Annotated in this window: 27 protein-coding genes; 21 read left to right on the top strand and 6 right to left on the bottom strand. The window is 67.9% G+C overall.

The features are described from left to right. Positions 1-23: 23 nt before the first annotated feature. The gene (locus tag AAFL97_RS05900; protein ID WP_341644127.1) at positions 24-1,952 is read right to left on the bottom strand and encodes a putative bifunctional diguanylate cyclase/phosphodiesterase; all 1,929 of its coding nucleotides are present in this window, start codon (positions 1,950-1,952) and stop codon (positions 24-26) included. Positions 1,953-1,960: 8 nt separating this feature from the next. Beyond that, positions 1,961-3,136: an FIST signal transduction protein gene (locus AAFL97_RS05895; RefSeq protein WP_341644126.1), complete on the bottom strand. Its 1,176-nt coding sequence runs from the start codon at positions 3,134-3,136 to the stop codon at positions 1,961-1,963. 498 nt (positions 3,137-3,634) lie between these two features. Here AAFL97_RS05895 and AAFL97_RS05890 point away from each other — a divergent pair, with 498 nt between their 5' ends. The 8 genes from AAFL97_RS05890 to AAFL97_RS05855 all read left to right on the top strand — a co-directional run bounded on the left by AAFL97_RS05890 (position 3,635) and on the right by AAFL97_RS05855 (position 8,059). Then, on the top strand, positions 3,635-3,757 hold the full coding sequence (locus AAFL97_RS05890; RefSeq protein WP_341644125.1) for a hypothetical protein: 123 nt from the start codon (positions 3,635-3,637) through the stop codon (positions 3,755-3,757). Further along, positions 3,754-4,494, top strand: a complete 741-nt coding sequence (locus AAFL97_RS05885) for a DUF4198 domain-containing protein (RefSeq protein WP_341644124.1) — start codon at positions 3,754-3,756, stop codon at positions 4,492-4,494. The genes AAFL97_RS05890 and AAFL97_RS05885 overlap by 4 nt, the downstream gene beginning before the upstream one ends. Further along, the gene (locus AAFL97_RS05880; protein ID WP_341644123.1) at positions 4,491-4,976 is read left to right on the top strand and encodes a hypothetical protein; all 486 of its coding nucleotides are present in this window, start codon (positions 4,491-4,493) and stop codon (positions 4,974-4,976) included. The genes AAFL97_RS05885 and AAFL97_RS05880 overlap by 4 nt, the downstream gene beginning before the upstream one ends. Continuing rightward, the gene (cbiM, locus tag AAFL97_RS05875; protein WP_341644122.1) at positions 4,976-5,590 is read left to right on the top strand and encodes a cobalt transporter CbiM; all 615 of its coding nucleotides are present in this window, start codon (positions 4,976-4,978) and stop codon (positions 5,588-5,590) included. The genes AAFL97_RS05880 and cbiM overlap by 1 nt, the downstream gene beginning before the upstream one ends. Then, positions 5,587-6,210 carry an energy-coupling factor transporter transmembrane component T family protein gene (locus AAFL97_RS05870; protein ID WP_341644121.1) on the top strand — a complete coding sequence of 208 codons (624 nt, stop codon included), beginning with the start codon at positions 5,587-5,589 and terminating at the stop codon, positions 6,208-6,210. Before cbiM ends, AAFL97_RS05870 begins: the two co-directional genes overlap by 4 nt. Further along, entirely contained in the window at positions 6,207-6,893 is a 687-nt protein-coding gene (locus tag AAFL97_RS05865) for an energy-coupling factor ABC transporter ATP-binding protein (protein ID WP_341644120.1), read from the top strand. The genes AAFL97_RS05870 and AAFL97_RS05865 overlap by 4 nt, the downstream gene beginning before the upstream one ends. Before the next feature lie 47 nt (positions 6,894-6,940). After that, entirely contained in the window at positions 6,941-7,423 is a 483-nt protein-coding gene (gene nikR, locus AAFL97_RS05860; protein ID WP_341644119.1) for a nickel-responsive transcriptional regulator NikR, read from the top strand. 162 nt (positions 7,424-7,585) lie between these two features. Beyond that, the gene (locus AAFL97_RS05855) at positions 7,586-8,059 is read left to right on the top strand and encodes a universal stress protein (protein ID WP_263462740.1); all 474 of its coding nucleotides are present in this window, start codon (positions 7,586-7,588) and stop codon (positions 8,057-8,059) included. 63 nt (positions 8,060-8,122) lie between these two features. On the opposite strand, the gene AAFL97_RS05850 is transcribed toward AAFL97_RS05855, so the two are convergent. Beyond that, a complete protein-coding gene (locus AAFL97_RS05850; protein WP_068638672.1) occupies positions 8,123-9,061 on the bottom strand; it encodes a LysR family transcriptional regulator in 939 nt (312 codons plus the stop codon). Between the two features lie 169 nt (positions 9,062-9,230). Between AAFL97_RS05850 and uraH the strand changes: the two genes are divergently transcribed. From uraH to AAFL97_RS05810, 8 genes are all read left to right on the top strand, one after another. Next, positions 9,231-9,581: a hydroxyisourate hydrolase gene (gene uraH / locus AAFL97_RS05845; RefSeq protein WP_341644118.1), complete on the top strand. Its 351-nt coding sequence runs from the start codon at positions 9,231-9,233 to the stop codon at positions 9,579-9,581. Between the two features lie 53 nt (positions 9,582-9,634). After that, positions 9,635-10,828 (top strand): urate hydroxylase PuuD, encoded by a 1,194-nt coding sequence (locus AAFL97_RS05840; RefSeq protein WP_341644117.1) that lies wholly within the window; start codon positions 9,635-9,637, stop codon positions 10,826-10,828. Between the two features lie 75 nt (positions 10,829-10,903). Continuing rightward, positions 10,904-11,455, top strand: a complete 552-nt coding sequence (uraD, locus tag AAFL97_RS05835; protein ID WP_341644116.1) for a 2-oxo-4-hydroxy-4-carboxy-5-ureidoimidazoline decarboxylase — start codon at positions 10,904-10,906, stop codon at positions 11,453-11,455. A gap of 24 nt (positions 11,456-11,479) precedes the next feature. Next, positions 11,480-12,418, top strand: a complete 939-nt coding sequence (gene puuE / locus AAFL97_RS05830; RefSeq protein WP_341644115.1) for an allantoinase PuuE — start codon at positions 11,480-11,482, stop codon at positions 12,416-12,418. Between the two features lie 78 nt (positions 12,419-12,496). Then, positions 12,497-13,540, top strand: coding sequence for an allantoicase (alc, locus tag AAFL97_RS05825; RefSeq protein ID WP_341644114.1), 1,044 nt, complete (start codon positions 12,497-12,499; stop codon positions 13,538-13,540). Positions 13,541-13,606: 66 nt separating this feature from the next. Then, a complete protein-coding gene (locus tag AAFL97_RS05820) occupies positions 13,607-14,122 on the top strand; it encodes an ureidoglycolate lyase (RefSeq protein ID WP_341644113.1) in 516 nt (171 codons plus the stop codon). 44 nt (positions 14,123-14,166) lie between these two features. Continuing rightward, a complete protein-coding gene (locus AAFL97_RS05815) occupies positions 14,167-14,979 on the top strand; it encodes a class II aldolase/adducin family protein (RefSeq protein ID WP_341644112.1) in 813 nt (270 codons plus the stop codon). A gap of 95 nt (positions 14,980-15,074) precedes the next feature. Beyond that, the gene (locus AAFL97_RS05810) at positions 15,075-15,263 is read left to right on the top strand and encodes a 4-oxalocrotonate tautomerase (RefSeq protein ID WP_341644111.1); all 189 of its coding nucleotides are present in this window, start codon (positions 15,075-15,077) and stop codon (positions 15,261-15,263) included. A 30-nt stretch (positions 15,264-15,293) separates the two neighbouring features. On the opposite strand, the gene AAFL97_RS05805 is transcribed toward AAFL97_RS05810, so the two are convergent. The 3 genes from AAFL97_RS05805 to AAFL97_RS05795 form a co-directional block, all read right to left on the bottom strand. Beyond that, positions 15,294-16,541, bottom strand: a complete 1,248-nt coding sequence (locus AAFL97_RS05805; RefSeq protein ID WP_341644110.1) for an NCS2 family permease — start codon at positions 16,539-16,541, stop codon at positions 15,294-15,296. 347 nt (positions 16,542-16,888) lie between these two features. After that, positions 16,889-17,644 carry a GntR family transcriptional regulator gene (locus tag AAFL97_RS05800; protein WP_341644109.1) on the bottom strand — a complete coding sequence of 252 codons (756 nt, stop codon included), beginning with the start codon at positions 17,642-17,644 and terminating at the stop codon, positions 16,889-16,891. A gap of 83 nt (positions 17,645-17,727) precedes the next feature. Further along, a complete protein-coding gene (locus AAFL97_RS05795; protein ID WP_341644108.1) occupies positions 17,728-17,910 on the bottom strand; it encodes a hypothetical protein in 183 nt (60 codons plus the stop codon). Positions 17,911-18,037: 127 nt separating this feature from the next. Between AAFL97_RS05795 and xdhA the strand changes: the two genes are divergently transcribed. The 5 genes from xdhA (at position 18,038) to AAFL97_RS05770 (ending at position 25,034) form a co-directional block, all read left to right on the top strand. Continuing rightward, a complete protein-coding gene (gene xdhA / locus AAFL97_RS05790) occupies positions 18,038-19,537 on the top strand; it encodes a xanthine dehydrogenase small subunit (RefSeq protein WP_341644107.1) in 1,500 nt (499 codons plus the stop codon). Between the two features lie 9 nt (positions 19,538-19,546). Then, positions 19,547-21,904: a xanthine dehydrogenase molybdopterin binding subunit gene (gene xdhB, locus AAFL97_RS05785; protein WP_341644106.1), complete on the top strand. Its 2,358-nt coding sequence runs from the start codon at positions 19,547-19,549 to the stop codon at positions 21,902-21,904. Continuing rightward, positions 21,901-22,947 (top strand): xanthine dehydrogenase accessory protein XdhC, encoded by a 1,047-nt coding sequence (gene xdhC, locus AAFL97_RS05780; protein WP_341644105.1) that lies wholly within the window; start codon positions 21,901-21,903, stop codon positions 22,945-22,947. The genes xdhB and xdhC overlap by 4 nt, the downstream gene beginning before the upstream one ends. A 58-nt stretch (positions 22,948-23,005) precedes the next feature. After that, a complete protein-coding gene (guaD, locus tag AAFL97_RS05775; protein ID WP_341644104.1) occupies positions 23,006-24,316 on the top strand; it encodes a guanine deaminase in 1,311 nt (436 codons plus the stop codon). A gap of 148 nt (positions 24,317-24,464) precedes the next feature. Next, on the top strand, positions 24,465-25,034 hold the full coding sequence (locus tag AAFL97_RS05770) for a Uma2 family endonuclease (RefSeq protein ID WP_341644103.1): 570 nt from the start codon (positions 24,465-24,467) through the stop codon (positions 25,032-25,034). The last annotated feature ends 76 nt before the right edge of the window (positions 25,035-25,110 follow it).

Below are 25,110 nucleotides of genomic sequence, written 5' to 3'. Positions count from 1 at the left end.
GCCGGGCGCAGGAGGCGCTGGGCTCAGCGGCCGAGCAGATCGGCGAGCAGTTGCGGCCTGTGGTGCAGGAAACCCTGGCCGATGGCGATGCAGGTCTGCTCCAGCAGATAGCGGTTTTCTTCGTCGGTCTCGATCCCTTCGGCGACGATCGACATGTTCAGCGCCGCGCCGAGCGACTCGACCGCGCGCAGAACGATCTGGTTGCGCGGCCGCCGATGGATCGACGACACCAGCGAACGGTCGAGCTTCAGTTCGTCGACGGTCAGCTCCGCCAGCTTTGCCAGGGACGAATAGCCGGTGCCGAAATCGTCGATCGAAATGGCCACGCCGGCATTGCGCAGCGCGGGCAGCACGTGGGTCTGGAAGGGGCCGGTCGCAGCGAAGGATTCTTCCGTCAGCTCCAGGATGAAACGCCCTGCCCGGCCCGATTCCGACAGGCGCCGGAGCAGCTTCTGCATGAACGGAACACTCGTCGTCTGCGCTGGCGAGACGTTGATGCTGTACCTGATCGCCGGCCCGAATCCGGCGTCGAGCGCCGGCAGGTTCTGCAGCAGGTCCTCCATCACCAGCGCCGAGATTTCGTCCAGCAGGCCGAGCCGGGAAGCGGTCGGCAGGAAATGGCCTGGACTGTACACGACACCCGCGGCATCGACCCAGCGCGCCAGCGCTTCGAAGCCCACGACGCACCCGGTCCGGATGTTGATCTTCTGCTGCAGCGCGCAGCGGAATTCGCCGGCGGCGACGGCTTCCTTGACACGCTGCTCGAGAACGAGCCGATCGTCGACCTCGCGCCCCAGGTCGCGGGTGAAGAAGGACACGCGGCCCTTGGTCGAGGTCTTGGCCTGGTACATGGCCAGGTCGGCATGGCGCCGCAGCGTCTCGTAGTCCCGGCCGTGTTCCGGATAGAACGCGATCCCGATCGATGCCGACGGCTTGATCTGCGCCCCCTCGACCGACAGGGGCTGCCTGATGCGTTCAAGGATCCGCTCGACGATCCGGGCAACGCCGCTCTGCTCGCCTGCCGGGTCGAGCACGATGACGAACTCGTCGCCGCTGATACGGCCGAAGACGTCGCCGCGCCTGATCTCGGCCTGCACGCGGCGGGCGATCTCCTGCAGCAGCACGTCTCCCGCGACGTGGCCGTGCATGTCGTTGACCCGCTTGAACTCGTCGAGATCGATGAAGGCCAGCGCCAACTGGTTCGCGCCGCTGCCCGGGTCCGCTTCGCAGCCGGCCCCGCTCCATTGCTTGCGTCCGATCATCTGATCGACGAGTTCGCGGACGTAGGCGCGGTTCGGCAATCCCGTGAGCTGGTCGTGGTTGGCGCGGAAACGCAGCGCTTCCTGGCTTGCCTCCAGCTCCTCGGTCAAATCCTTCAGGCGACGGCTCTCCGCCTTGCTCAGACTGGCCTGACGGGCGGCGAAGGCATGCGAGGCCAGCAGCGAGAACTTGCGCGCGAGCGCGACGTGCGAGCGGTCGAAGCCGGCCTGGTCGAGCCTGCGCAACAGGATCATCAGGCCGCGGCTGCCGCGCACCGCCAGGGGAAAATACAGCGCCGGCTGGCCGCACGAGATTTCCGGCGCCAGCTCTGCCGGCCAGGCATCGGCGCCGACGCCCGGCACGGTGGAAATGATGCGTCCGGAGAGCGCCTTCCGGAACAGCTTGCCGGCAGGCCAGAGCGAACCGATCGCCATTTGATGGCTCGATGCGATGCACTCCAGCTGTTCGCCCCCATCGCCCGGCTCGACGAGGACGATCGCATGGGCGTATTCGAAGACCTGCATCAGCGCGGTGAAGACGCCATTGAACGGGTCGTCGTCGCCGTTCGCGCCGAGCATCGCCTCCAGCGCGCTCAGCAGCAGCTTGGCATGCGTGGTCTCGATGCGCAGCATGTCCAGCTCCCTGCGCATGTCGACCAGCGTTTCCCGCAAACCCTCCGAATCTTCAGTCACCGTCGCTCTCATTTTCCGAAGGCAATGGCCGAGATCATCAGATTGCCATGGGCATTCCTGCCGAGGATGCTGCCCTGCTCGCCGAAAGTGAAACAACCCAGGAAAGGCGCGCCGTCGAGGCTCGCCGAAACCGCGCGCGACACCTTCGGCATCTCGTTGCCCACGGCGAGCATGCAGCCCGCGCAATAGATGACCAGGCCGCCGGCGAGGCTGGCCGGCCCGCCCGGCAGCATCGATGCCGCCGCGGCGGCGACCTTGCCCGCCCGCTCGACGAGGTTCGGCCTGTTGCCCCGCATGCCGAAGAGCCGCGCTCCCTCCTCGATCGTGGCAAAGGTCGCCAGGCTCCCATCGGCCAGAATCCGGTTCGGATGGATCAGGAGATAGTGGGGAATGCCGCCGATCTTCCCGACTTCGACGCCGACCGGAGACATCGCCGTGTCGATCATGATGTTGCCGCCGCTGGCGATCTTCCGGGCCAGCGCGCCGCCGAGCCAGCGATTGTAGACCTCGGCGGCCGGCTCCCCGTCGATGCCGACGATCCGGCGCCCCCGGGCGCTGGCGCCGGTAACGCACTCATCGGCGCCGCCATCCACCTGCGTCACGATCCCGCTCTCGCCGCTGGGCTCGTAGCCGCTCTGAAAGGCGAAGCCGATGCCGCCGGACGAGAACAGCACACCGACCACCAGGCCGTCGCTCATCAGGCCCGTGGGACCGAGCTGGCGCCACTTGCCGGCGACATCCTCATCCGCCGCACTGCCGCCGACGATCGGGCAGCGATCGCCGACCACGCGGCGAAGGCCGTCGAGCACGGCCTCTTCCTGCCCCGGCGCCTGGTAGACCCATATCAGCTCCGGCAGCTCTCCGGCGCAGCCTGCCGCGGCGAGCGCATCGTGGAGCGCCTGCTCGGCGCAGTCGGCGGCATTGCCCTGCAGCCGGACGGCAGCCGTCCCGTAATCGCCATCCGGGTCCTCGACCAGCAGCAGCCCGATGGATCGCTCGCCCCCCAGGCCGTCCTCGCTCATGACTCCGCCGCACGAGGTACCGCCGAGGATGGCGGCATCGGGAAAGCGGTCGCGCACGAAGGCCAGGATCGCCTCGTCGTCATGCATGCAGCCATAGAAGACACAGAGAAAGTCAGGCTCTATCGGCGCACTTTCCATTGCCGCCGAAAGCTCCGACAGCACGTCTGCGGTTGTCTCGCCCGCAGAGACATAGGACCTCACTTGCACCATAAAGAAACGACTCCGTCTCCTAGCTTTTCATAATATTTCATTTGGTTTTTTCAATGTATCACGCACCAGCGAGCCTGCATGCGTGCATTTCTCACGGCCGCGGCGAGCGGGCGCCAGTTGTTCCATCAGCCGCAGCGAAGCCGGCCATCCCGTCCAGCGGGGTCGGAAAGCGGTGCGGCCCGGGTCGACGCAGCAGTTCATCCCGGCGGGCAAACCGGCCGTGACCGGTTTCGAGCGACGGAGTTGGCCGAATGGGCTGGCATGAGGGTTGCTTCGGAGCAATCCTTATGAAGATTCATCGAGAACTTCATACATGAACCCGCTCCCCCTTCAGTGAACGAAGCTCGATGCCCCATTCCCTTCCAGCCTGCGCGCCATGCATGAAACCGCGCGCCGCCCTGCCCGCCGCCGGCCTCGCCCTCGACCCCGCCATCGCGCGCGAAATTACCGGTGGACGCAATCGTGCCGCTCGAACTTCGCACCATGATGGTGCGCAAGAGCCCCATCTCGGTGCTTTACGGCAATTTCAAGCGCATCGGCGTGCAACTCGATTTCCAAGGACACACACCATGAGCACGAAAACCCACGCATTCCCCGCCCGCAGTCTTCTCGCCACCCTGCTGATCGCAGCCTGCGCCAGCGCCTCGGCCCACACCGTCTGGCTCGAAGCTGAAACCGCCGCCGGGCAGTACCGTGTCGTCTTCGGCGGCCATGAAGGCAGGACCGAAGCCTATGCCGCGAGCAAGGTCGGTCCGCTGGATGCGTTCGCTGCCGACGGCGGCACGCTGCCGGTCGTGCGCAGCGAAACCGGCGACGGCGTGCGGGTGCGCGTCGAGGGCGATGCCGCGGTGCTGCTGCTGAGCTTCGACAACGGCATCTGGAGCCGGGCGGAAGCTGGGCGCAGCATCAAGAAGCCGATGAACGAAGTGCCCGGCGCCGTCAGCGGCGTGCGCGCGCTGAAGTACCACAAGACCATTTCGAGCTGGGACCGGGGAAGCAGGGCTGCAACCCGCGCCTGGGGTCAGCCCTTCGAGCTGGTGCCGGCCGATGCCGCCGCGCCGCGCGCCGGCGTGCCGCTGAAGCTGCGCGTGCTGATCGACGGCAAACCGGCAGCCGGCATCAGCGTCGCCGCCGGCGAGGAAGGCGGCCCCGGCGCCGTCAGCGATGCCGACGGCTTCGCCACGATCGTGCCGCAGGCCGGGTTCAACCGCATCTGGGCGGGACAGCGCAGCGAGGTCGAAGGCGACCCGCGCTACACCACGCTGTCGATCGAGTATCTGCTCGGCTTCGACGCGGAGCCGCAGCGATGAGGGGCGTATCTGCCGCTCTTCGCGCCTTCCTGCTTGGCACTAGCCTGCTTGCTGCCAACGGTCCGGCGCTCGCCCACGGCCTGTGGGTCAGCGCCCATGCCGAAAACGACGCGGTGGTCGGCCAGGCCCGCTACTCGGACCAGAGCGCCGCCGCCGGCCTGTTCGTCGACGTCCTCGACCCCGCCACCGGCGCCACGCTGACCCAGGGCAGCAGCGGCGCCGACGGGCGCTTCCGCATCGCCGTGCCGCCGCTGCCGCGCTACCGGGTCGTCGTCGAAGGCGACGAAGGCCACCGCAGCGAAGCCGAAGCCGTGCGCGTGGCCGCCGGCGGGACGGCCGACGCCGACGCATTACGCCTGCTGCGCGAGGACATCGTCCGCCTGGAGCAGCGCATCCGCCTGCAGGACATCCTCGGCGGCATCGGCTACATCCTCGGCCTGGCCGGGCTGAGCGCCTGGTTCATGGCGCGGCGGAGGGCCTGATGCACCTGGCAGATGGCGTCCTGAACGCACCACTGCTGATCACCGGCGCCGCCCTGTCGGCGGCCGGCGTGGCGCTGGGCCTGCGCAGCCTGCGCGAGGACAAGCTGCCGCTGGCGGCGCTGCTCGGCGCGGCCTTCTTCGTCGCCAGCACGATCCACGTGCCGGTCGGTCCCGGCAGCGTGCATCTGGTGCTCAACGGCCTGGCCGGCCTGCTGCTGGGCTGGGCGGTGTTCCCGGTGCTGTGCGTGGCATTGCTGCTGCAGGCGGCACTGTTCTCCTTCGGCGGCTTCGCCGTGCTCGGCGCCAACCTGCTGGCGGTCGCCCTGCCCGGTGTCCTTGCCCACTACCTGCTGCGCAGCCGCCTCGGCGCCGAAACGACGCACGCTCGAGCGATGCTGGCCGGCGCGGCCTGCGGCGTGATCGGCATCGGCGGCGCGGTGCTGATGATCGGCGGCATGCTGGCGCTGTCCGGCGGCCGAGCCTTCGGCGAACTGATCGTGCTGTTCAGCCTCGCCCACCTGCCGGTGATGGCGGTGGACGCGGTCATCGGTGCCTTCACCGTCGCCGCGCTGCTGCGCATGATGCCGCAGTCGCTGGCACCGGTGCGGCCATGAACGGCCTGCCGATGGCCGCAGCACCCCGCTGGCCGCGCCTGCGGCTGGCCGCCGCGATCGGCGCCAGCCTGGTCGTTTCCCTGCTGTCCAGCCACGCCTGGCTGATGGCTGCGGTCGCATTCGGCGCGATGGTGATGGCGGCGGCGCTGTGGCGTAGCAGCGGGCGCGGGCGCCTGTTGCGCCGGCTGCTGGCGGTCAATGGCTTCGTCGCGATGCTGTGGCTGAGCCTGCCCTGGCAGTTCGGCGCCGAGGGCGTCACCGCCTCCGCCGCCGGACAGGAGCTTGCGCTGCAGATCTCGCTGCGCACCAACGCGATCGCGCTGTGCTGCCTGGGGCTGCTCGACGGCCTCGATGCCTTCGCCATCGGCCGCGCCGCCGCCGGGCTCGGCCTGCCGGCCCGCATGGCGCGACTGCTGACGCTGATGGTGCGCTACTTCGGCCTGCTCGCCGACAGCCGGCGGCGGATCGAGCGCGCGATGCGCGCGCGCGGCTTCCGTCCGGGCATGAACCGCCGCACGCTGCAGGTCTGCGCCCAACTGGTGGCGCTGCTGCTGGTGCAGGCCATGCTGCGCGCCGAGCGCGTCGAAGTCGCGATGCGCGCGCGTGGCTTCCGTACATGAACGCGCGCGCCACCGGCACCGGCCCGGCATCGGCTGCCACAGCCCTGATCGAAGTGCGCGGCCTGACGGTGGCGCGCCGCGGCCGCAGTGTGCTCGACCACCTGGACCTCGATCTGCACGAGGACGAGCGCCTGTTCGTGCTCGGCCCTTGCGGTGCGGGCAAATCCACGCTGCTGCAGGCCCTGCTCGGCTTCGTGCCGGCCGCTGCCGGCAGCATCCGCCTGCTCGGCCGCGACTGCCGCCGCGAGCGCGACTTCGCGCCGCTGCGCGGGCCGCTGGGCATGCTGTTCCAGGACAGCAACGACCAGTTGTTCGGCCCGACGGTGATCGAGGACGCCGAATTCGGCCCGCTGAACCAGGGCCTGGACGCCGCCGCGGCCCGTGCCCGGGCTCGGCAAGCGCTGCTGCGCGTCGGCATCGCCGGGCTGGCGCAGCGGCCGGTACACGAGTTGTCCGGCGGCCAGCAGCGCCTGGCCGCACTGGCCGGCGTGCTGGCGATGCAGCCGCGCGTGCTGCTGCTGGACGAACCCACGGCCGCACTCGATACTGTCAGCGCGGCCCGCATCACCGCTGTCCTGGCCGACAGCGGGCTGCCGATGATCGTCGCTTCGCATGACGAAACCCTGGTCGCGGCGCTCGCGACCCGGCGCATCGCCCTCGCTGCGCCTGCGCTCGACAGCTGAAGGCGGCACCGAGCGTACGGCCGCACATCGACGACCGGGAGAAACCGATGGAACGGATCACCATTTCGCTGGACAAGGAACTGGCCAGCGCCTTCGACGCGCTGATCGCCGAGCGCGGCTACAGCAGCCGCTCGGAGGCGATGCGCGACCTGCTGCGCCGCGAGCTGGAATCGACCCGCCTGCGCGACGAAACCGGCGGCGAATGCGTGGCGACGCTGAGCTACCTGTACCGGCACCACGAGCGCGCACTCGCCGAACGGCTGACCCGGCTGCAGCACGCGCACCACGACCTCACGGTGTCCACGCTGCACGCCCATCTCGACCACGACGACTGCATCGAATGCGCCATCCTGCGCGGGCCGAGCGCCGCGGTGCGCCGCTTCGCCGAGTCGATCATGGCCGAAAGCGGCGTGCGCCACGGCAGCCTGAACCTGATCGGTGTCGAGGTCAGCGCCTCGGATCACGGCCACACGCACCCGCACGGGCATCCGCACAGCACCCGCCACGTGCATTACCGGCCCCGCAGCTGAACATCAGCTTTCGCGTATAAGCGCTATCAAACGCGGCATGGCGGAGCGGGCCCCGGCACCACTACACTTCGATCCAGCACACCAATCGGCCATCCGCTGCCATGGCTGCCTGCCTCGGCAGCGGCGCGCAAGGGCCGGACAACATCAAATCGGGAGACTCGCATGAGCTACGAAATCCGTTCGATCCTTTACGCCTCCGACCTCACCCCGCGCTCGCCCGCGGTTTTCCGCCATGCCGTCGGCCTGGCGATGAAATTCAACGCCAAGCTGCATGCCGTCACCGTGACGCTGCCCTCGTCCAGCCTGCCCTACGAGGAATTCCTCAGCGAAGAGAAGATGGACGAAATCAAGCTGGCCGGCCACAAGAAGGCCGAGGCGCTGCTGCGCCACCGCATCGACGTGTTCGCCGAAGCCAACCCTGATCTCGACGTCAAGAGCGTGCTGGCCAGCGTGCGTGCGCTCGAAGGCGACGCCTCGCGCCGCATCCTCGACGTCTCCAAGCACGTGCTGGCGGACATGATCATCATGGGCTCGCGCGGCCACAGCACGATCGGCGAGCTGCTGCTGGGCTCGGTCGCCCACAAGGTGACGATGAAGGCGGACGTGCCGGTGATCCTGGTGCCGATCGACCGCTGAGCGCATCCATCCTCGCCATCTCCACGGGGAGCGCGCCGCACGGCCCGCTCCCCGTGTGCCGTCCTACGCCGACGGCAGCACGATGCGCCGGCCGCAGTCGGACAACAGCCGGCGCAGCCAGCGGTGGCCGGTCGAATGGTGGTTGCGCTCGTGCCACAACTGGTAGAAGCGCATCGGCGGAAAGGAAATCGGCGACGGCACGATCGCAAGCTTCAGCAGGTCGGCGTAGAACTGGGCGAAGTGCCGGGTGGTGGTGAATACCAGGTCGGTGTTCTGCAGCAGATAGGGCGCGGCGGTGAAGGACTGCACCACCACGCGCTCGTCGCGGTTGATGCGCATCGACGCCAGCACGCTGTCGATCACGCCGCGCTGGCTGATCGAGTACGGCATCGGCACTACGTGGGCGGCGCGCATGTAGTCCTCGGTCGTCATGCCCTTGCGCACCAGCGGATGGCTGGCCGCCACCAGGCAGACGATCTCGTCCTCGAGCAGCATCGACAGGTGCATGCGGTGCGGCGGCTCGGGCCAGTTGCCGATCACGACGTCCAGGTCGCCCTCGGCCAGCGAACGCTCGAAATCGAAGTTCGGCCCCAGCGCATGCAGCGTCAGCCGCGCCTGCGGCGCCTCGCGGCGAAAGCGCTCGGCCACGCTGGCGACGAACACCGGCGCCAGATAGTCGGGCGAACCGATGCGGAACTCGTGGCGCGTGCTGTGCGGCTCGAAGGATTCCGGCGCATCGACCATGCGGTCGATCTCCGCCAGCGCCCCCTTGGCATGCGACATCAGCGCCAGCGCGCGCTCGGTCGGCACCATGCCGCCTTTCTCGCGCACCAGCAGCGGGTCGCCCAGGATGTCGCGCAGGCGCTTCAGCGCCGCGCTGACGGCGGGCTGCGACTGGTTCATGCGCAAGGCGGTGCGCGACACGCTGCGCTCGGTGATCAGCAGCACGAAGATGCGCAACAGGTAGGTATCGAGCGGGTCGTCGCCACGTCTCAGGCTCATGGTGGGTCTCCTCGTCCATTTATAAGCGAGAGGGTATATCACTTATAAAGGCATATGTGTTTTGTTAAGAAAGGCCGGGCTTACACTGCGCCTCACACGATCCCCCGAAACCGGTAGCCGAACATACCGATTTCATCCTTCTCCACCGGACACTACCAGGAGCAACAGCATGGGACGCCTCACCACTCACGTACTCGACACCGCCAACGGCAAACCCGGCCAGGGCATTTCCGTCATCGTCTATCGCCTCGACGGCGAACGCCGCGAAGTGGCGCGCACGGTCACCAACCACGACGGCCGCTGTGACCAGCCGCTACTCGAAGGCACGGCCCTCGAAGCCGGCAAATACGAAATCGTCTTCGGCGCCGGCGACTATTTCCGCGCCCAGGGCCAGAACCTGCCCGAACCGCTGTTCGTCGACGAAGTCGCGCTGCGCTTCGGCATCGCCGACACCGGCGCGCACTACCACGTGCCGCTGCTGGTGTCGCCGTGGAGCTACTCCACCTATCGCGGCAGCTGAGCCTTCCCTGATCGATCGCCGCCCCAATAACCACTACATAGAGACACGAGATCATGGAAGCCTACCTGCTCGACTGGGCCAACCTGCTGGTCCGCTGGGTACACCTGATCGCAGGCATCGCCTGGATCGGCGCATCCTTCTACTTCGTCATGCTGGACAACGCGCTGAAGCCGCCGAAGGACCCGGAAGCCACCAAGCGCGGCGTGTTCGGCGAACTCTGGGCGGTGCACGGCGGTGGTTTCTACCACAGCCAGAAGTACCTCACCGGCCCCAAGCACGAACCGCTCAGCAACGACCTGCACTGGTCGAAGTGGGAGGCCTACAGCACCTGGCTGTCCGGCATGGGCATGCTGGCCATCGTGTACTGGATCGGTGCCTCCAGCTACCTGATCGACAGCAACGTGATGGCGCTTTCCCCCGCTGCCGCCATCGGCATCTCGATCGCCTTCCTCGTCGTCGGCTGGGTCTTCTACGACGTCCTGTGCCGCAACATGGTCGGCAAGGACGGCCTGCTGGTGGCGATCGTGTTCGTCTTCGTGATGGTCGCCAACTACGTGCTGCACCAGGTGTTCTCGGCCCGCGGCGCCTACATCCACGTCGGTGCGATGATCGGCACGATGATGGCGGCCAACGTCTTCTTCCACATCATTCCGGGGCAGAAGAAGATGGTCGAGCAGATCCGCAACGGCGAGCCGGTCGACCCCAAGCCCGGCATCGTCGGCAAGCAGCGCTCGGTGCATAACACCTACTTCACCCTGCCGGTGCTGTTCATCATGATCAGCAACCACTACCCGATGACCTATGCCAACCCCAACGGCTGGCTGATCCTCGGCGTGCTGATGGTTGCCGGCGTGCTGATCCGCCAGTTCTTCGTGCTGCGCCACCGCGGCCAGGTCAAATGGTGGCTGCCCGCTGCCGGCGCCGCGCTGATCCTGCTGCTGATCGTGCTGATGGCACCGAAGCCGGTCGATGCCAGCGGCGACAAGGTGAGCTTCTCCACCATCCGCGACGTGATGACCCAGCGCTGCGTGACCTGTCACGCCGAGAAGCCCAGCTACGACGGTTTCGTGCAGGCGCCCAAGGGGATTGCGCTGGAGACACCGGAGCAGATCCGCCAGCACGCGGCCAAGATCGCCGAAACCATCGCCAGCGGCTACATGCCGCTCGGCAATCTGACCGGCATCACCGACCAGGAACGCGAAGCCGTCGCCATCTGGCACGCCCAGGGCGCATCCACCTCCGACTGAGAACGCCCGGCGCCGCGGGCCGCCGCCCGCGCGCGAACCGGCATTCCATACCGAATCCCACGAGGGAAGAGACAAATGACTACCCACACCTCCTCGCCGGCGACCGACACGACCGCCGCACTGGCCGAACTGTCCCGCCTGCCGCAGGACGCCTTCGTCGCCCGCCTCGACGGCATCTTCGAACACTCGCCCTGGATCGCCGAGCGCGCCTGGAGCGCCGGCCCCTTCACCAGCGTCGATGCGCTGCACGCCGCGATGTGCCTGGTGGTGGATAACGCCGCCCAGTCCGAACAGCTCGCACTGATCTGCGCCCACCCGGAACTGGCGGGCAAGGAAGCCGAGGAAGGCACGCTGACCACCGCCTCGACCGGCGAACAGCGCGGTGCCGGCCTGGACCAGTGCAGCAAGGAAGAACTGCAGCGCCTGCGCGACCTGAACAAGGCCTACCGCGAACGCTTCGGCTTTCCCTTCGTGATCGCGGTCAAGGGCCTGAGCCGCTACCAGATCATGGACGGCGTCGAAGCCCGCCTGGCCAACGACCGCGACACCGAATTCCGCACCTGCCTGAAGGAAATCGGCAAAATTGCCCGTTTCCGCCTGGACGCACTGTTCGCAGCCCAGGGCTGACCACCGGCTGAAGGAGGTTTTCCGATGACTTCGCAAATCATTACACCCTACCCGCGCGACCTGATCGGCTACGGCAAGAATCCGCCGCATGCCGACTGGCCCGGCCGCGCCCGCATCGCCGTCCAGTTCGTCCTCAACTACGAGGAAGGCGGCGAGAACTGCGTCCTGCACGGCGACCCCGGCAGCGAGCAGTTCCTCTCCGAACTCTTCAACGCCGCCAGCTACCCCGAACGCCACCTCTCCATGGAAGGCATCTACGAGTACGGCTCGCGCGTCGGCGTCTGGCGCTTCCTGCGCGAGTTCGAGCGCCGCGGACTGCCCATGACCATCTTCGGCGTGTCCATGGCGCTCGAGCGCCACCCCGAACTCACCGCCGCCTTCAAGGAACTCGGCCACGAGATCGCCTGCCACGGCTGGCGCTGGATCCACTACCAGAACACCCCCGAAGAGATCGAGCGCGAGCACATGCGCATCGGCATGGAGATCATCGAGCGCCTGACCGGCGAGCGCGCACTGGGCTGGTACACCGGACGCGACTCGCCCAACACCCGACGACTGGTCGCCGACTACGGCGGCTTCCTGTACGACTCGGACTACTACGGCGACGACCTGCCGTTCTGGACCGAAGTACAGAAGACCGACGGCGACACCGTGCCCCACCTCGTCGTGCCCTACACCCTCGACACCAACGACATGCGCTTCGCCCTGCCCCAGGGCTTCTCGCACGGCGACGAGTTCTTCGAGTACCTGCGCGACGCCTTCGACGTGATGTATGCCGAAGGCGAGGAGCGACCGGCCATGATGAGCATCGGCATGCACTGCCGCCTGCTCGGACGGCCGGGGCGCTTCAAGGCCCTGCAGCGTTTCCTCGACCACATCGAGAAGCACGACCGCGTCTGGGTCTGCCGGCGCGTCGATGTCGCCCGGCACTGGATCGAGAAACACCCCTACCAGCCCAAATAATACCCACGCGGAAGCCGCCCCTGCCTCGACGCAGCCGGGCGGAACCCGCACAACCCGCTGAATCCAAAGGAGTCTCACATGGCCAGCCATACCCCCGGCGCCCCCGTCTTCGCCGCCCCCGCCGAACTGCCCGACTGGGCCCTGCGCTCGGTCGATCTCGCCAACCCGCGCCTCGGCGCCAAGGCGATCGCCACCTCCGACGACTTCTTCGCCGAAGTCTCACGCATGCTCAACCCCGAACCCGCACAGTTCGTCCCCGGCAAGTTCGACACCAACGGCAAGTGGATGGACGGCTGGGAGTCCCGCCGCAAGCGCGTCGCCGGCCACGACTGGGCCATCGTCCGGCTCGGCGTCAAGGGCCTCATCCGCGGCTTCGACATCGACACCTCCCACTTCACCGGCAATTACCCGCCCGCCGTCTCCATCGAGGCCTGCGTCTCCGATTCCGACGACGCCGAAACCCTCGAGGCCGCCAACTGGACCGAGATCCTGCCCGCCACCCCTTGCGGCCCCAACAGCCACCACATCCTCGAGTGCGCCAGCGCCGAGGCCTGGACCCACCTGCGGGTGAACATGTATCCGGACGGCGGCATCGCCCGCCTGCGCGTCTATGGCCGGCCGGTCGGCTCGCTCTCCGCCGCCGCCGGCGAACTGGTCGATCTGGTGGCGATGGAGAACGGCGGCCGTGCCGTGTCCTGGAACGATGCCAGCTTCGGTTCGTCCGCCGCCGCCCTGCTGCTGCCCGGCCGCGGCATGAACATGGGCGACGGCTGGGAGACCCGCCGCCGCCGCGAGCCCGGCAACGACTGGTGCGTGCTCGAGCTGGGCGCGCCCGGCACCGTCGAGAAGATCGAGGTCGATACCGCCTTCTTCAAGGGCAACTACCCCGACCGCTGCTCGGTCCAGGCCGCTTATGTCACCGGCGGTACCGACCGCTCCATCACCACCCAGTCCATGTTCTGGCAGACCCTGCTGCCCGAGCAGAAGCTCGAGATGGATGCGATCCATACCTTCACCGAGCAGGTCGCCAGGCTCGGGACCATCACCCACGTCCGCTTCAACATCTTCCCCGACGGCGGCGTCTCACGACTGCGACTGTGGGGAAAACCCGAAGCCAAGTAAGATCCTCCTTCCCGCCCCCGCCCGGGGGCGGTTTTTTCCCCTTCCCCTTCACCGCGAGCACGCCCCATGTCCGAACCTACAGCTTTCCCGCTCCAGGTCCAGCCCCTCACCCGCGAGGCTTTCGCCCCTTTCGGCGACGTCATCGAGGCCTGTGACGCGGTCCAGCATTTCACCATCAACGCCGGCAACACCGAGCGCTACCACGACCTCGCCAACGTCGAGCCCGGAGCCGACGGCCGCGTCATCGTCTCCATCTTCCGCGGTCAACCCCGCAGCCTGCCCTTCACCGTCCAGATGATGGAGCGTCATCCGCTCGCCTCCCAGGCCTTCATCCCGATGTCCGGCAAGCCCTACCTCGTCGTCGTCGCCCCGGCCGGTCAAGCGCCTGCCGTCGAGGACCTCAAGATCTTCCTCGCCCGCCACGACCAGGGCGTCAACTACGCCACCGGCGTATGGCACCACCCGCTGCTCGCACTCGACGGCGTCTGCGACTTCATCGTCATCGACCGCAAGGGACAAGGACACAACTGCGACGAGATCCAGCTCGAATGCCACGGCGTCATCGCCGACCGGAACCCCTGATATTCAGCGCCTGCAGACCCAGGCAGGCAAACGGAGCCGACGCCATGGATGATCTCGACGCCTATGCCGCATGCCCATATGACGGGAGCCCATATGACGGGAGCCCGTATGCCGAATGCCCCGAGGGCTTCAGCACCGAAGAGTGGCGCGCCCGCGTCGATCTTGCCGCCTGCTACCGGCTCGCCGCCGCAAGAGGCTGGTCCGACCTCATCTACACTCACATCTCGCTGCGCCTGCCGGGGCGCGGCGATGTTTTCCTGATCAACGCCTTCGGCCAGACCTTCGACGAGATCACCGCTTCCAGCCTGCTGACGATCGACCTCGAAGGCCGCGTCACCGACGGCAGCGGCCGCAGCGCCAACCCGAGCGGCTTCGCCATCCACGGCGCGGTGCATCGCGCCCGCGCCGACGCCCACTGCGTGATCCACCTGCACACCGACGCCGGCATCGCCGTCTCTGCGCTGCGCGACGGGCTGCTGCCGCTGTCCCAGCACGCGATGCGCTTCTGGGGCGACATCGGCTATCACGACTACCAGGGCCTGACCTTCGGCGCCGAAGAGCAGGCACAGTTCATCGCCGAACTCGGCACGCACCGCGCGATGATGCTGCGCAACCACGGCACCCTGACCTGCGGCCGCACGGTGGCCGAAGCCTTCGTGCTGATGGACACGCTGGACAAGGCCTGCCGCATCCAGCTCGCGGCAATGGCCGCCGGCGCGGTGGCGATGCCGCCCGACGAGGTGCTGGCGCGCACCCACGCCCAGCTCACCGCCGCCGACCCCGAGCCCGAAGGCGAACTGGAATGGCCGGCACTGCTGCGCGGCCTGATGCGTGCGGACCCCGGCTTCGCACGCTGAACACCAAGCCATCATTCCTGTTCGAGGCATTCCCCGTACGGAGCGTCCCGAACAAGGTGCATTTCCCCAGTCCAAACCCACCGCAGGAGCACATCATGCCCACCATGCACATCGAACTGTTCGAAGGCCGCAGCGCGGAAAAGAAGCGCGAACTCGTCGAGGCGCTGACCAAGGAAACCTGCCGCGTGCTCGGATGCGAGCCCGGCGCGGTCGACATCATCCTGACCGACGTCAAGCGCGAGAACTGGGCGACCGGCGGCGTGATGTGGTCGGAACGCGACTGAACGAGAGATTCAGCTGCCGATCGAGCTTCCTTACAGGAAGACAAACTTGGCGACGAAGAGCGCGAACAGCACGTACAGCGCGGGCGAGATGCGATCGAACTGCCCGGTGAAGAACTTCAGCACGACGTAGCAGACGAAGCCGAGCGCGATGCCGTTGGCGATCGAGAAGGTCAGCGGCATCATCACCGCGGTGACGATCGCCGGGATGGTGTCGGTATAGTCTTCCCAGTCGATGTGGGCCAGCCCGGTGCTCATCAGCATCGCCACGTAGATCAGCGCCCCGGCAGTGGCATAGCCCGGGATCATGCCGGCCAGCGGCGCGAAGAACATCGCCGCCAGGAACAGCAGGCCGACGACGATCGCGGTCAGGCCGGTGCGGCCGCCCGCCTCCACGCCCGCGCAGCTCTCGACGTAGCTCGTCACCGGCGGGCAGCCGAAAAAGGCCCCCAGCACGCTCGCGGTACTGTCGGCCTTCACCGCCTGGGGCAGGTTCTCGATGCCGCCGTCGGGCTTCTCCAGCTTGGCGCGGTGTGCCACCCCCATCAGCGTGCCGGCGGTGTCGAACATGTTCACGAACAAGAAGGCGAGAATGACGCTGATCATCGCCACGTCGAAGGCGCCCGCCACGTCCATCGCCAGCAGGGTCGGCGCCAGGCTGGGCGGCATCGACACCAGGCCGCCATATTCGACGATGCCAGCGGCCCAGCCAATGAAGGTGACCGCCAGGATGCTGATCAGGATGGCGCCGAACAGGCGGAAATGGCTCAGCACACCGATCATCAGGAAGCACAGCCCGGCAAGCGCCGCGGGCAGTTCCAGCATCGAGCCCATCGCCACCAGCGTGGCCTCGTTGGGCACGACGATGCCGGCGAGCTTGAGTCCGATCAGGCCGAGGAACAGCCCGACGCCCGCCCCCATCGCGAAGCGCAGGCTGCGCGGAATGCTGTCGAGCAGCCACTGGCGCAGGCCGGTGAAGCTGATCACCATGAACAGCACGCCGGACAGGAATACCGCCCCCAGCGCCACTTCCCAGCTGTAGCCCATCTCGCCGACCACGGTATAGGTGAAGAAGGCATTGAGCCCCATGCCCGGCGCCAAGCCGACCGGCCAGTTGGCGTAGAAGCCCATCAGCAGGCAGCTCAGCGCGGCACCGACACAGGTGGCGACGAAGGCCGCGCCCTGGTCCATGCCGGCGGAAGCCATGATCATCGGATTGACGAAGATGATGTAGGCCATCGTGATGAAGGTCGTCAGCCCGGCGAACAGCTCGGTGCGCACGTTGGTGCCGTGCTCGGCCAGCCGGAAACGGCGTTCCAGCCAGCTGTCGGGGGGATTTGCGCAGAGCCCGCCTCAGCAGCCGTGGTCGAAGTCTGGGATTGCATGAATGTCTCCTCGGGGCCGGCGGCAACCGCGCATCGGCTCTCGTTCGTGTTTTCTGGACGCCCGCTACGGCTGCACTGGCCTGCTGGACATGCTTTGGCCGCCGCCACCGGTTTGTTGACAATTTTGGCAACGACAGCGTGCGCAGTCTAGGCAGCGCTCACCCACCCCTTCCATACCGGAATCATGATAGTACTTATCAGGTTTTACATATGAACCACTGAACATAGGGGCTGCAGCCCATTTCATGAACTGCAGCCTTCCTCCAGTCCCAGCAGGCGAGCGATCCCCGAATCGCCCTGCTGCATGGCGCGGTCGAGCGACACCCTGCCCTCCAGATGGCCGACGTGCTCGATCATCAGCGCACGGGCGCGGCCGGCGTCGCCGGCCGCGATGGCATCGAGGATCCGTTCGTGGTCGTCGAGCATGCAGGTGGGCGGCGATTCCCGGCGATGGGCGAGCACGACCAGCGGCATGCGGGTGACGATCTCGTCGAGGAAGGACGCCAGCACGGTATTGCCGACGGCATCGGCGAGTTGCAGATGGAAATCGACCGACAGACGCAGCGCCTTGCGCACATCCTGGGCCTCGTAGGCCTGCCGCTCCTGCCGCACCAGCGCACGCAGGCGCGCGATGTCGGCCTCCTTCAGGCGCTCGACCGCCAGTTCGGCGATGGCCGCCTCGATGTAGCGGCGGGCAGTGAACAGGTCGCGCCCCTCGGCCGCGGACGGATGGGCGACGAACACGCCGCGATTGGGCGCATGCGTGACCAGGCGATAGATCTCCAGCCGGGCGAGCGCCTGGCGGACCACCGCGCGATTCACGCCGAAGGCATCGGCGAGCGCCTGCTCCTTGAGCTGCAGGCCCGGCGGCAGGCGCTGGTCCAGCACCGCATTGCGCAGGGATTCGAACACCCGCTGGCTCTCCTCGGTCGACGGCGCCTTGCCGGCCCGGCGTGCCGCCCCTTCCCGCGTACTGCCCGCTCGTTCGACCTCGCTCACCGCGTCTCCTCCTGCGCGTCCGTTGCACGCACCTGCTGCGCGCGCCAGCCTTCCCGCTGTCCTTGCCGGCACAAGGGAAAGGATTATAACGAGATCGTGATTCCGCACATTTCGCTTTCGCCGGCGCAAGCCTGCATCGCTTCCGTGCAAGCGGCGCGCAAGCCGCGGCCCGGCGTGCTTTCCACCCCGGAATGCACGCCGGGATGCGTCCATGGGTGTCCGGCAGACGCCTCCTCAAGATTGTTGACAATCATGTAATCAATCACCAAGATCGCCTCGCTGCCGCGCTATGTCCCGCCGGCGCCGACAACGAACACAGGCATGGCACAGTGCAACCGCTTCCGCCCCTGGCGGGTCGACCTGCATGACACATGCTCCACACTGGAGAAGACAATGGGCGCAGACGCAATCCGCTTTCTGCTCAATGGCGAGCCGGTCGCGGCCGCCGGCATCGCCACCACCACCAGCCTGCTGAGCTGGCTGCGCATCCACGGCGGCCTGACCGGCACCAAGGAGGGCTGCGGCGAAGGCGACTGCGGCGCCTGTACCGTGGTCATCGGCGAACTGGCCGGCGAGAGCGATGAACTGCGGCTGCACAGCCTCAATGCCTGCATCCAGTTCGTGCCGGCACTCGATGGCAAGGCCGTGTTCACCGTCGAGTACCTGCGCCGCCAGACCGGCGGCAGCCTGCATCCGGTGCAGCAGGCCATGGTCGACTGCCACGGTTCGCAATGCGGCTTCTGCACGCCCGGTTTCGTGATGTCGCTGTGGGATCTCTACAACGACTGCGTACCGGCCGGCGAACGTCCCGATGCCGCGCGCATCCGCAGCCAGCTGACCGGCAACCTGTGCCGCTGCACCGGCTACCGGCCGATCATCGAAGCCGGCGAGCGCATGTTCGACCTACCTGAGCAAAGCCTGGATCGCGAGGCCCTGCGTAGCGCCCTGCTCGCGCTGCGCCGCAGCGCCGGCTTCGACTATGCCGACGGCGAGCATCGGTTCCACGCCCCCCGCACGCTGGACGAACTCGTCGCGCTGCGCAGCGGCAAGCCCGAGGCCACCCTGCTCGCCGGCTGTACCGACATCGGCCTGTGGGTGAACAAGCAGTTCCGCGACGTCGGCGACCTGATCCATATCGGCCGGGTCGGGGAACTGCAGCATGTCGCGGAACAGGACAGCATGCTGCGCATCGGCGCGGCAGTGTCGCTGAACGACGCCTACGCCGCGCTGTGCCGGCACTATCCGGAACTCGGGGAGCTGTGGGAGCGCTTCGCCTCGCTGCCGGTGCGCAACGCCGGCACGCTCGGCGGCAACATCGCCAACGGCTCGCCGATCGGCGATTCGGCGCCGGCGCTGATCGCCCTCGGCGCCCGCGTCGTGCTGCACGGCACGCAAGGCCGCCGCACGCTGCCGCTCGAAGCCTTCTACCTCGACTACATGAAGAAGGACCTCGCCGCCGACGAGATCGTCGAGGCAGTGGAAGTGCCCTTGCGCGCACCGGCGCTGCGCTTCCGCAGCTGGAAGCTGTCGAAGCGCTTCGATTCCGACATCTCGGCCGTGTGCGCGGCCTTCGCCCTGAACCTCGAGGACGGCATCGTGCGCAACCCGCGCATCGCCTTCGGCGGCATGGCGGCGACCTCCCGGCGCGCGACGCGCACCGAGGCGGCGCTCGAAGGCCGGTGCTGGGACGAAGCCGCGCTGGCCGACGCGCTGCAGGCGCTGGACCAGGACTACGCACCGCTCGGCGACCTGCGCGCCAGCGCCGGCTACCGCCGCCGCGCGGCCGCCAACCTGCTGCGCCGCTTCCACCTCGAGACCCGCGCCGAAGCACCGCTCGACACGCAGCAGACGCGCGTGTTCGCCGCCTTCGACACATTCGCCGCCCAGCCCTGAGGCCGTCCGATGAAAGCCGAAACTCTCCCCCAGGAAGCGCACGCCGTCCCGGCCGCGCACCACGGCCACCCGCACGAATCCGCCCACCTTCACGTCAGCGGCGAAGCCACCTACGTGGACGACATCCGCGAACTCGCCGGCACCGCCCATGCCGCGCTCGGCCTGTCGACCCAGGCTCATGCGCGCATCGTCTCGCTCGGCCTCGACGCCGTGCGGGTCATGCCGGGCGTGATCGCGGTGCTCACCGCCGCCGACATTCCCGGCAGCAACGACTGCGGGCCGATCATCCACGACGATCCCATCCTTGCCGACGGCGTCGTGCACTACGTCGGCCAGCCGATCTTCGCCGTGATCGCACAGACTCACGAACTCGCGCGCCGCGCCGCCCGCCGCGCCGAAGTGGTCTACGAGCCCCTGCCTGCCGTGCTCGATCCGCTGCAGGCAACGCAGCAGAACAGTCTCGTGCTGCCGCCGATGCAGCTGGTGCGCGGCGAACCCGCCGCCCGCCTCGCGACCGCGCCGCACCGGCTCGCCGGCAAGTGGCAGGTCGGCGGCCAGGAGCAGTTCTACCTCGAAGGCCAGATCTCGTATGCTGCGCCACGCGAGGACGGCTGCATCCACCTGTGGTGCTCGACCCAGCACCCGACCGAGATGCAGCACGTCGTCAGCCATGCGCTGGGCCTGGCGGCGAACCAGGTCGTCGTCGAGATGCGCCGCATGGGCGGCGGCTTCGGCGGCAAGGAATCGCAGTCGGCCTTGTTCGCCTGCGTCGCCGCGCTCGCCGCCTGGCGCCTGCGCCGCCCGGTCAAGCTGCGCCCCGACCGCGACGACGACATGATGATCACCGGCAAGCGCCACGACTTCCACTACGACTATGAAGTCGGCTTCGACGACGACGGCCGCATCCTCGCCGCCCGCATCGAGATGACCGCGCGGGCCGGCTTCTCGGCCGACCTGTCGGGGCCGGTGGCGACGCGCGCGATCTGCCACTTCGACAATACCTACTACCTGTCCGACGTCGATATCCGCGCGCTCTGCGCCCGCACCAACACCCAGTCGAACACCGCCTTCCGCGGCTTCGGCGGGCCGCAGGGAGCGATCGCGATCGAGTACATCATCGACAGCATCGCCCGCGAACTCGGCCGCGACCCGCTCGACGTGCGCAAGCTGAATTTCTACGGCAAGGAAGGCGGCGGCCGCGACCTCACGCCCTACGGCCAGCGCGTCGAAGACAACGTGATCCACGAACTGGTGGCCGAACTCGAAGCCGGCAGCAGCTACCGCGAACGCCGGTGCGAGATCGCCGCCTTCAACGCGGCCAGCCCGGTGCTGAAGAAGGGCCTGGCGCTGACGCCGCTGAAGTTCGGCATCTCCTTCAACGTCGCCCACTTCAACCAGGCCGGCGCGCTGGTGCACATCTACACCGACGGCTCGGTGCTGGTGAACCACGGCGGCACAGAAATGGGCCAGGGCCTCAACACCAAGGTCTGCCAGGTCGTCGCCAACGAGCTCGGCATCCCGCTGGCGCAGGTGCGCGCCACCGCCGCCGACACCAGCAAGGTCGCCAACACCTCGGCCACCGCCGCCTCCACCGGCGCCGACCTCAACGGCAAGGCGGCCGAGGATGCCGCCCGCCGCATCCGCCTGCGCCTGGCCGAGTTCGCCGCGAACACATACGGTAGCGGGAATACCGATGCCGGCGCGGTGCGTTTCACCAACGGCCGGGTCGAAATCGGCGACACCACGCTGCCCTTCGCCGAACTGGTGATGCTCGCCTACCAGGCCCGCGTGCAACTGTGGTCGGAAGGCTTCTACGCCACACCCGGGCTGAGCTGGGACCGCAACACCCTGACCGGCCGCCCCTTCTACTACTTCGCCTACGGCGCCGCGGTGTCCGAAGTGCTGGTCGACACCCTGACCGGCGAATGGCGACTGCTGCGCGCCGACCTGCTGCACGACGCCGGCAACTCGATCAACCCGGCGATCGACATCGGCCAGGTCGAAGGCGCTTTCATCCAGGGCATGGGCTGGCTGACGACCGAGGAACTGTGGTGGAACAAGGACGGCCGGTTGATGACGCACGCGCCCTCGACCTACAAGATCCCGGCCACCCACGACTGCCCGGCCGAGTTCCATACCCGGCTGTTCCACAACCGCAACCACGAAGACACCATCCTGCGCTCGAAGGCCGTCGGCGAGCCGCCGTTGCTGCTGCCCTTCTCGGTGCTGCTGGCGATCCGCGACGCCGTCGCCGCAGCCGGCGACGGCCGCACGAACCCGCCGCTGCGCGCACCGGCAACGCCCGAGGCGATTCTCGACGCGGTCGAGGCGGTGCAGGCAGCCTGCAGCAAGGAGCGCCAGCCATGAGACCCTGGATCGAACGGCTCGCACAGTGGGTGGCCGACGGCGTCCCGGCCGTGCTGGTGACGGTGGCCGCCACCCGTGGCTCGACCCCGCGCGCACCCGGCACCCGCATGCTCGTTTGCGCCGATGCCTGCCACGGCACCATCGGCGGCGGCCAGCTCGAACTGCGTGCGATCGCCCTCGCCCGCCAGCTCCTGACCGACGGCGCCGAGTTGCCCAGCCTGGTGCGCTTTCCGCTCGGCGCCAGCGTCGGCCAGTGCTGCGGCGGCGTGATGCAGCTAACCTTCGAACCGGTCGGCGCAGCCCAGCGCGATTGGGTCGAAGCAGCGCGGACACGCGCTGCCGCAGGGCGCCCCTGGGGCCGCCTCGTCTCCCTGACCGATGGCAGCATCCGTGTGTTCGGCGAAGAATCAGCCGAGCTGCTCGGCGATGCACGGCTCACCGAGCGCGCCCGCAGCCTGCTCGCCGGCACTGCCGACAGCGCCGCGCTGCTGGCGGGCGAAACCGTTGGCCGCGCCGAAACGCTGCTCGACGTCAGCCTGCCGCCGGAGCTTCAGGTCGTGCTGTTCGGCGCCGGCCACGTCGGCCGCGCCCTGGCCGAAGTCTTCGGCCGCCTGCCGATGCGGGTGCGCTGGGTCGATCCCCGCGAAGAGGAGTTCCCCGCCACGGTCGCGGACAATATCGAAGTGTGCTGCACCGACGCCCCCGAAACCGAAGTCCGCACAGCGCCGGCCGATGCGATCTTCCTGGTGCTGACCCACAGCCACGCGCTGGATTTCGACCTGGTGCGCGCCATTCTCGACCGCAACGACTTCCGCTTCTGCGGCCTGATCGGCTCGCAGAGCAAGCGGACCAGCTTCGAGCAGCGCCTGCGCGCACGCGGCTACGGCGAACAAGCGATCGCCCGCCTGCACTGCCCGATCGGCGCCCCCGGCCTCGCCGGCAAGGAGCCCGAAGTCATCGCCATCGCCATCGCCGCCGAGGTGCTGCAACTGCGCGGCGCCTCGCTCGCCGCACGCCCCGCACAACGCCACCGCGCGGCATGACGACGACACCCGTCTCTCCTGTCGCCTAGTTCCAAACGCCTTTCCGAGCCTGCCCGACATGAACTCTGCTGCCCTGCACGCCGTCCGCGGCGAGATCCTGCACTTCCTCGCCGACCCCGCCAGCCACGGCGAGGCCGCCATCGAACACTTCGCCGACGGCCTGCTGCTGATCCGCGACGGCCACGTCGCCGAAGTCGGCCCCGCCGCCGAGCTGCTGGCCCGCCTGCCGGCCGACGTCCCGGTGACCGACTACCGCGGCAAGCTGATCATGCCCGGCTTCGTCGACACCCACATCCACTACGCCCAGACCGACATCATCGCCAGCCATGGCGAGCAACTGCTGGCCTGGCTGGAGAAATACACCTTTCCTGCCGAAGCCCGCTTCGCCGATCCGGAACACGCGCAGGCCGTCGCCGAATTCTTCTGCGACGAGTTGCTGCGCAACGGCACCACCACCGCCCTTGCCTTCGCCACCGTGCATGCAAGCTCGGTCGACGCGCTGTTCGAAGCCGCGCTGAAGCGGCGCATGCGGATGATCTCGGGCAAGGTGATGATGGATCGCCACTGCCCGGACTTCCTGCGCGACACCGCCGAAAGCGGCTACGCCGAATCGAAAGCCCTGATCGAACGCTGGCACGGCCGCGACCGCCTGCAGTACGCCGTCACGCCGCGCTTCGCCGCGACCTCGACCCCCGAGCAGATGACACTCGCCGGCCGCCTGTACGCCGAGCATCCCGGGCTCTACCTGCAGTCCCACGTCGCCGAGAACCAGGGTGAAGTCGCCTGGGTCGCCGAACTCTACCCCGAGGCGCGCAGCTATCTCGACGTCTACGACCGCTTCGGCCAGCTCGGCGAGCGCTCGGTCTACGCCCACTGCATCTGGCTGGATGACACCGACCGCCAGCGCATGGCCGACACCGGCACCGCGATCAGCTTCTGTCCGACCTCCAACCTCTTCCTCGGCTCCGGCCTGTTCGACCTCGACCGCGCGCGCGAAATGGGCCTGCGCGTCGGCATCGGCACCGACGTCGGCGCCGGCACCAGCTTCTCGATGCTGCAGACGCTGAACGAGGCCTACAAGGTGCTGCAGCTCAAGAGCCAGAAACTGTCGGCCGCCAGCGCCTTCCACCTCGCCACGCTGGGCGGCGCGCACAGCCTTTATCTGGATGACAGGATCGGCAACTTCCTGCCCGGCAAGGAAGCCGATTTCGTCGTCCTCGCCCCGGCTGCCACGCCGCTGCTGGCACGCCGCATGCAGGCCGCGCAGACGCTGGACGAGCGCCTGTTCGTGCTGATGATGCTGGGGGACGATCGAACCGTGGCAGCGACTCACGTGCTTGGCAAGCCTGCCTGGCAGCGCCCCGGTTGAGCAGGAAGGAGCCGACGGAAAAGCTGAACTGAGTTTGCGCCCCGCAATCCTGTCACCGCAGGGTTAAACGCCGTCTGTCGCGCGCCCCGCCGAGAGCCGATCATGGCCCTGCACCCACCCGCTCCCCGCTTCGAACGCCAGGACTTCCTTGTCTGGGAATCGGAGCAGACCGTCAAGCACGAATACGTTGCCGGGGTGGTTTTACGTTGCCGGAGAGCCATTTCCTGAAATCCGAATCCACCAGGCCCATGTCATCGTTGCCGGCAACTGCTACGCCGCACTTCACCAACGTCTGCGTGGCAGCCCATGCCGCCCCTACATTGCAGACATGCCCCTCGAAGTCGAACGTGCCGATGCAGTGTATTACCCCGACGTGATGGTCAGCTGCCACCCGGAAGACCTCAGCGCCGAACGCGTGCTGCACCACCCGCGGGTGATCATCGAAGTGCTCAGCGACGGCACCGCCGCCTACGACCGCGGGCAGAAATTCGCCGCATACCGTCTGCTCGACAGCCTGCAGGAATACGTGCTGGTCGATGCCGATCGCCGCAGCCTGGAAATTTTCCGCCGCCTGCCGTCCGACGACTGGCTGCTCGCTACCCACTACTGCGCACGGGCACTGGTGCTGGCTTCGCTGGAACTGGAAATCGGACTGGACGAAGTGTTCGAGGGACTCGACCGCGAACCTGTCACGGCTTCAACCGGCAGCCCGTCCTGAACATCCACATCACGATGGCGATGAACACCAGCAACGCCATGCCGGATAATGTGTTAGCAACCTCGATTCTGCAGTA

This window comes from Thauera sp. SDU_THAU2 (assembly GCF_038260575.1).
GTDB lineage: Bacteria > Pseudomonadota > Gammaproteobacteria > Burkholderiales > Rhodocyclaceae > Thauera.
The sequence above is the reverse complement of the archived record's forward strand: the minus strand, read 5'-3'. Positions and strand labels throughout refer to the sequence as shown.

Coding starts and splice junctions, on each gene's coding strand:
- AAFL97_RS05885 (WP_341644124.1), top strand. CDS start 3,754: ATGAGCACGAAAACCCACGCATTCCCCGCCCGCAGTCTTCTCGCCACC.
- AAFL97_RS05880 (WP_341644123.1), top strand. CDS start 4,491: ATGAGGGGCGTATCTGCCGCTCTTCGCGCCTTCCTGCTTGGCACTAGC.
- cbiM (WP_341644122.1), top strand. CDS start 4,976: ATGCACCTGGCAGATGGCGTCCTGAACGCACCACTGCTGATCACCGGC.
- AAFL97_RS05870 (WP_341644121.1), top strand. CDS start 5,587: ATGAACGGCCTGCCGATGGCCGCAGCACCCCGCTGGCCGCGCCTGCGG.
- AAFL97_RS05865 (WP_341644120.1), top strand. CDS start 6,207: ATGAACGCGCGCGCCACCGGCACCGGCCCGGCATCGGCTGCCACAGCC.
- nikR (WP_341644119.1), top strand. CDS start 6,941: ATGGAACGGATCACCATTTCGCTGGACAAGGAACTGGCCAGCGCCTTC.
- AAFL97_RS05855 (WP_263462740.1), top strand. CDS start 7,586: ATGAGCTACGAAATCCGTTCGATCCTTTACGCCTCCGACCTCACCCCG.
- AAFL97_RS05850 (WP_068638672.1), bottom strand. CDS start 9,061: ATGAGCCTGAGACGTGGCGACGACCCGCTCGATACCTACCTGTTGCGC.
- uraH (WP_341644118.1), top strand. CDS start 9,231: ATGGGACGCCTCACCACTCACGTACTCGACACCGCCAACGGCAAACCC.
- AAFL97_RS05840 (WP_341644117.1), top strand. CDS start 9,635: ATGGAAGCCTACCTGCTCGACTGGGCCAACCTGCTGGTCCGCTGGGTA.
- uraD (WP_341644116.1), top strand. CDS start 10,904: ATGACTACCCACACCTCCTCGCCGGCGACCGACACGACCGCCGCACTG.
- puuE (WP_341644115.1), top strand. CDS start 11,480: ATGACTTCGCAAATCATTACACCCTACCCGCGCGACCTGATCGGCTAC.
- alc (WP_341644114.1), top strand. CDS start 12,497: ATGGCCAGCCATACCCCCGGCGCCCCCGTCTTCGCCGCCCCCGCCGAA.
- AAFL97_RS05820 (WP_341644113.1), top strand. CDS start 13,607: ATGTCCGAACCTACAGCTTTCCCGCTCCAGGTCCAGCCCCTCACCCGC.
- AAFL97_RS05815 (WP_341644112.1), top strand. CDS start 14,167: ATGGATGATCTCGACGCCTATGCCGCATGCCCATATGACGGGAGCCCA.
- AAFL97_RS05810 (WP_341644111.1), top strand. CDS start 15,075: ATGCCCACCATGCACATCGAACTGTTCGAAGGCCGCAGCGCGGAAAAG.
- xdhA (WP_341644107.1), top strand. CDS start 18,038: ATGGGCGCAGACGCAATCCGCTTTCTGCTCAATGGCGAGCCGGTCGCG.
- xdhB (WP_341644106.1), top strand. CDS start 19,547: ATGAAAGCCGAAACTCTCCCCCAGGAAGCGCACGCCGTCCCGGCCGCG.
- xdhC (WP_341644105.1), top strand. CDS start 21,901: ATGAGACCCTGGATCGAACGGCTCGCACAGTGGGTGGCCGACGGCGTC.
- guaD (WP_341644104.1), top strand. CDS start 23,006: ATGAACTCTGCTGCCCTGCACGCCGTCCGCGGCGAGATCCTGCACTTC.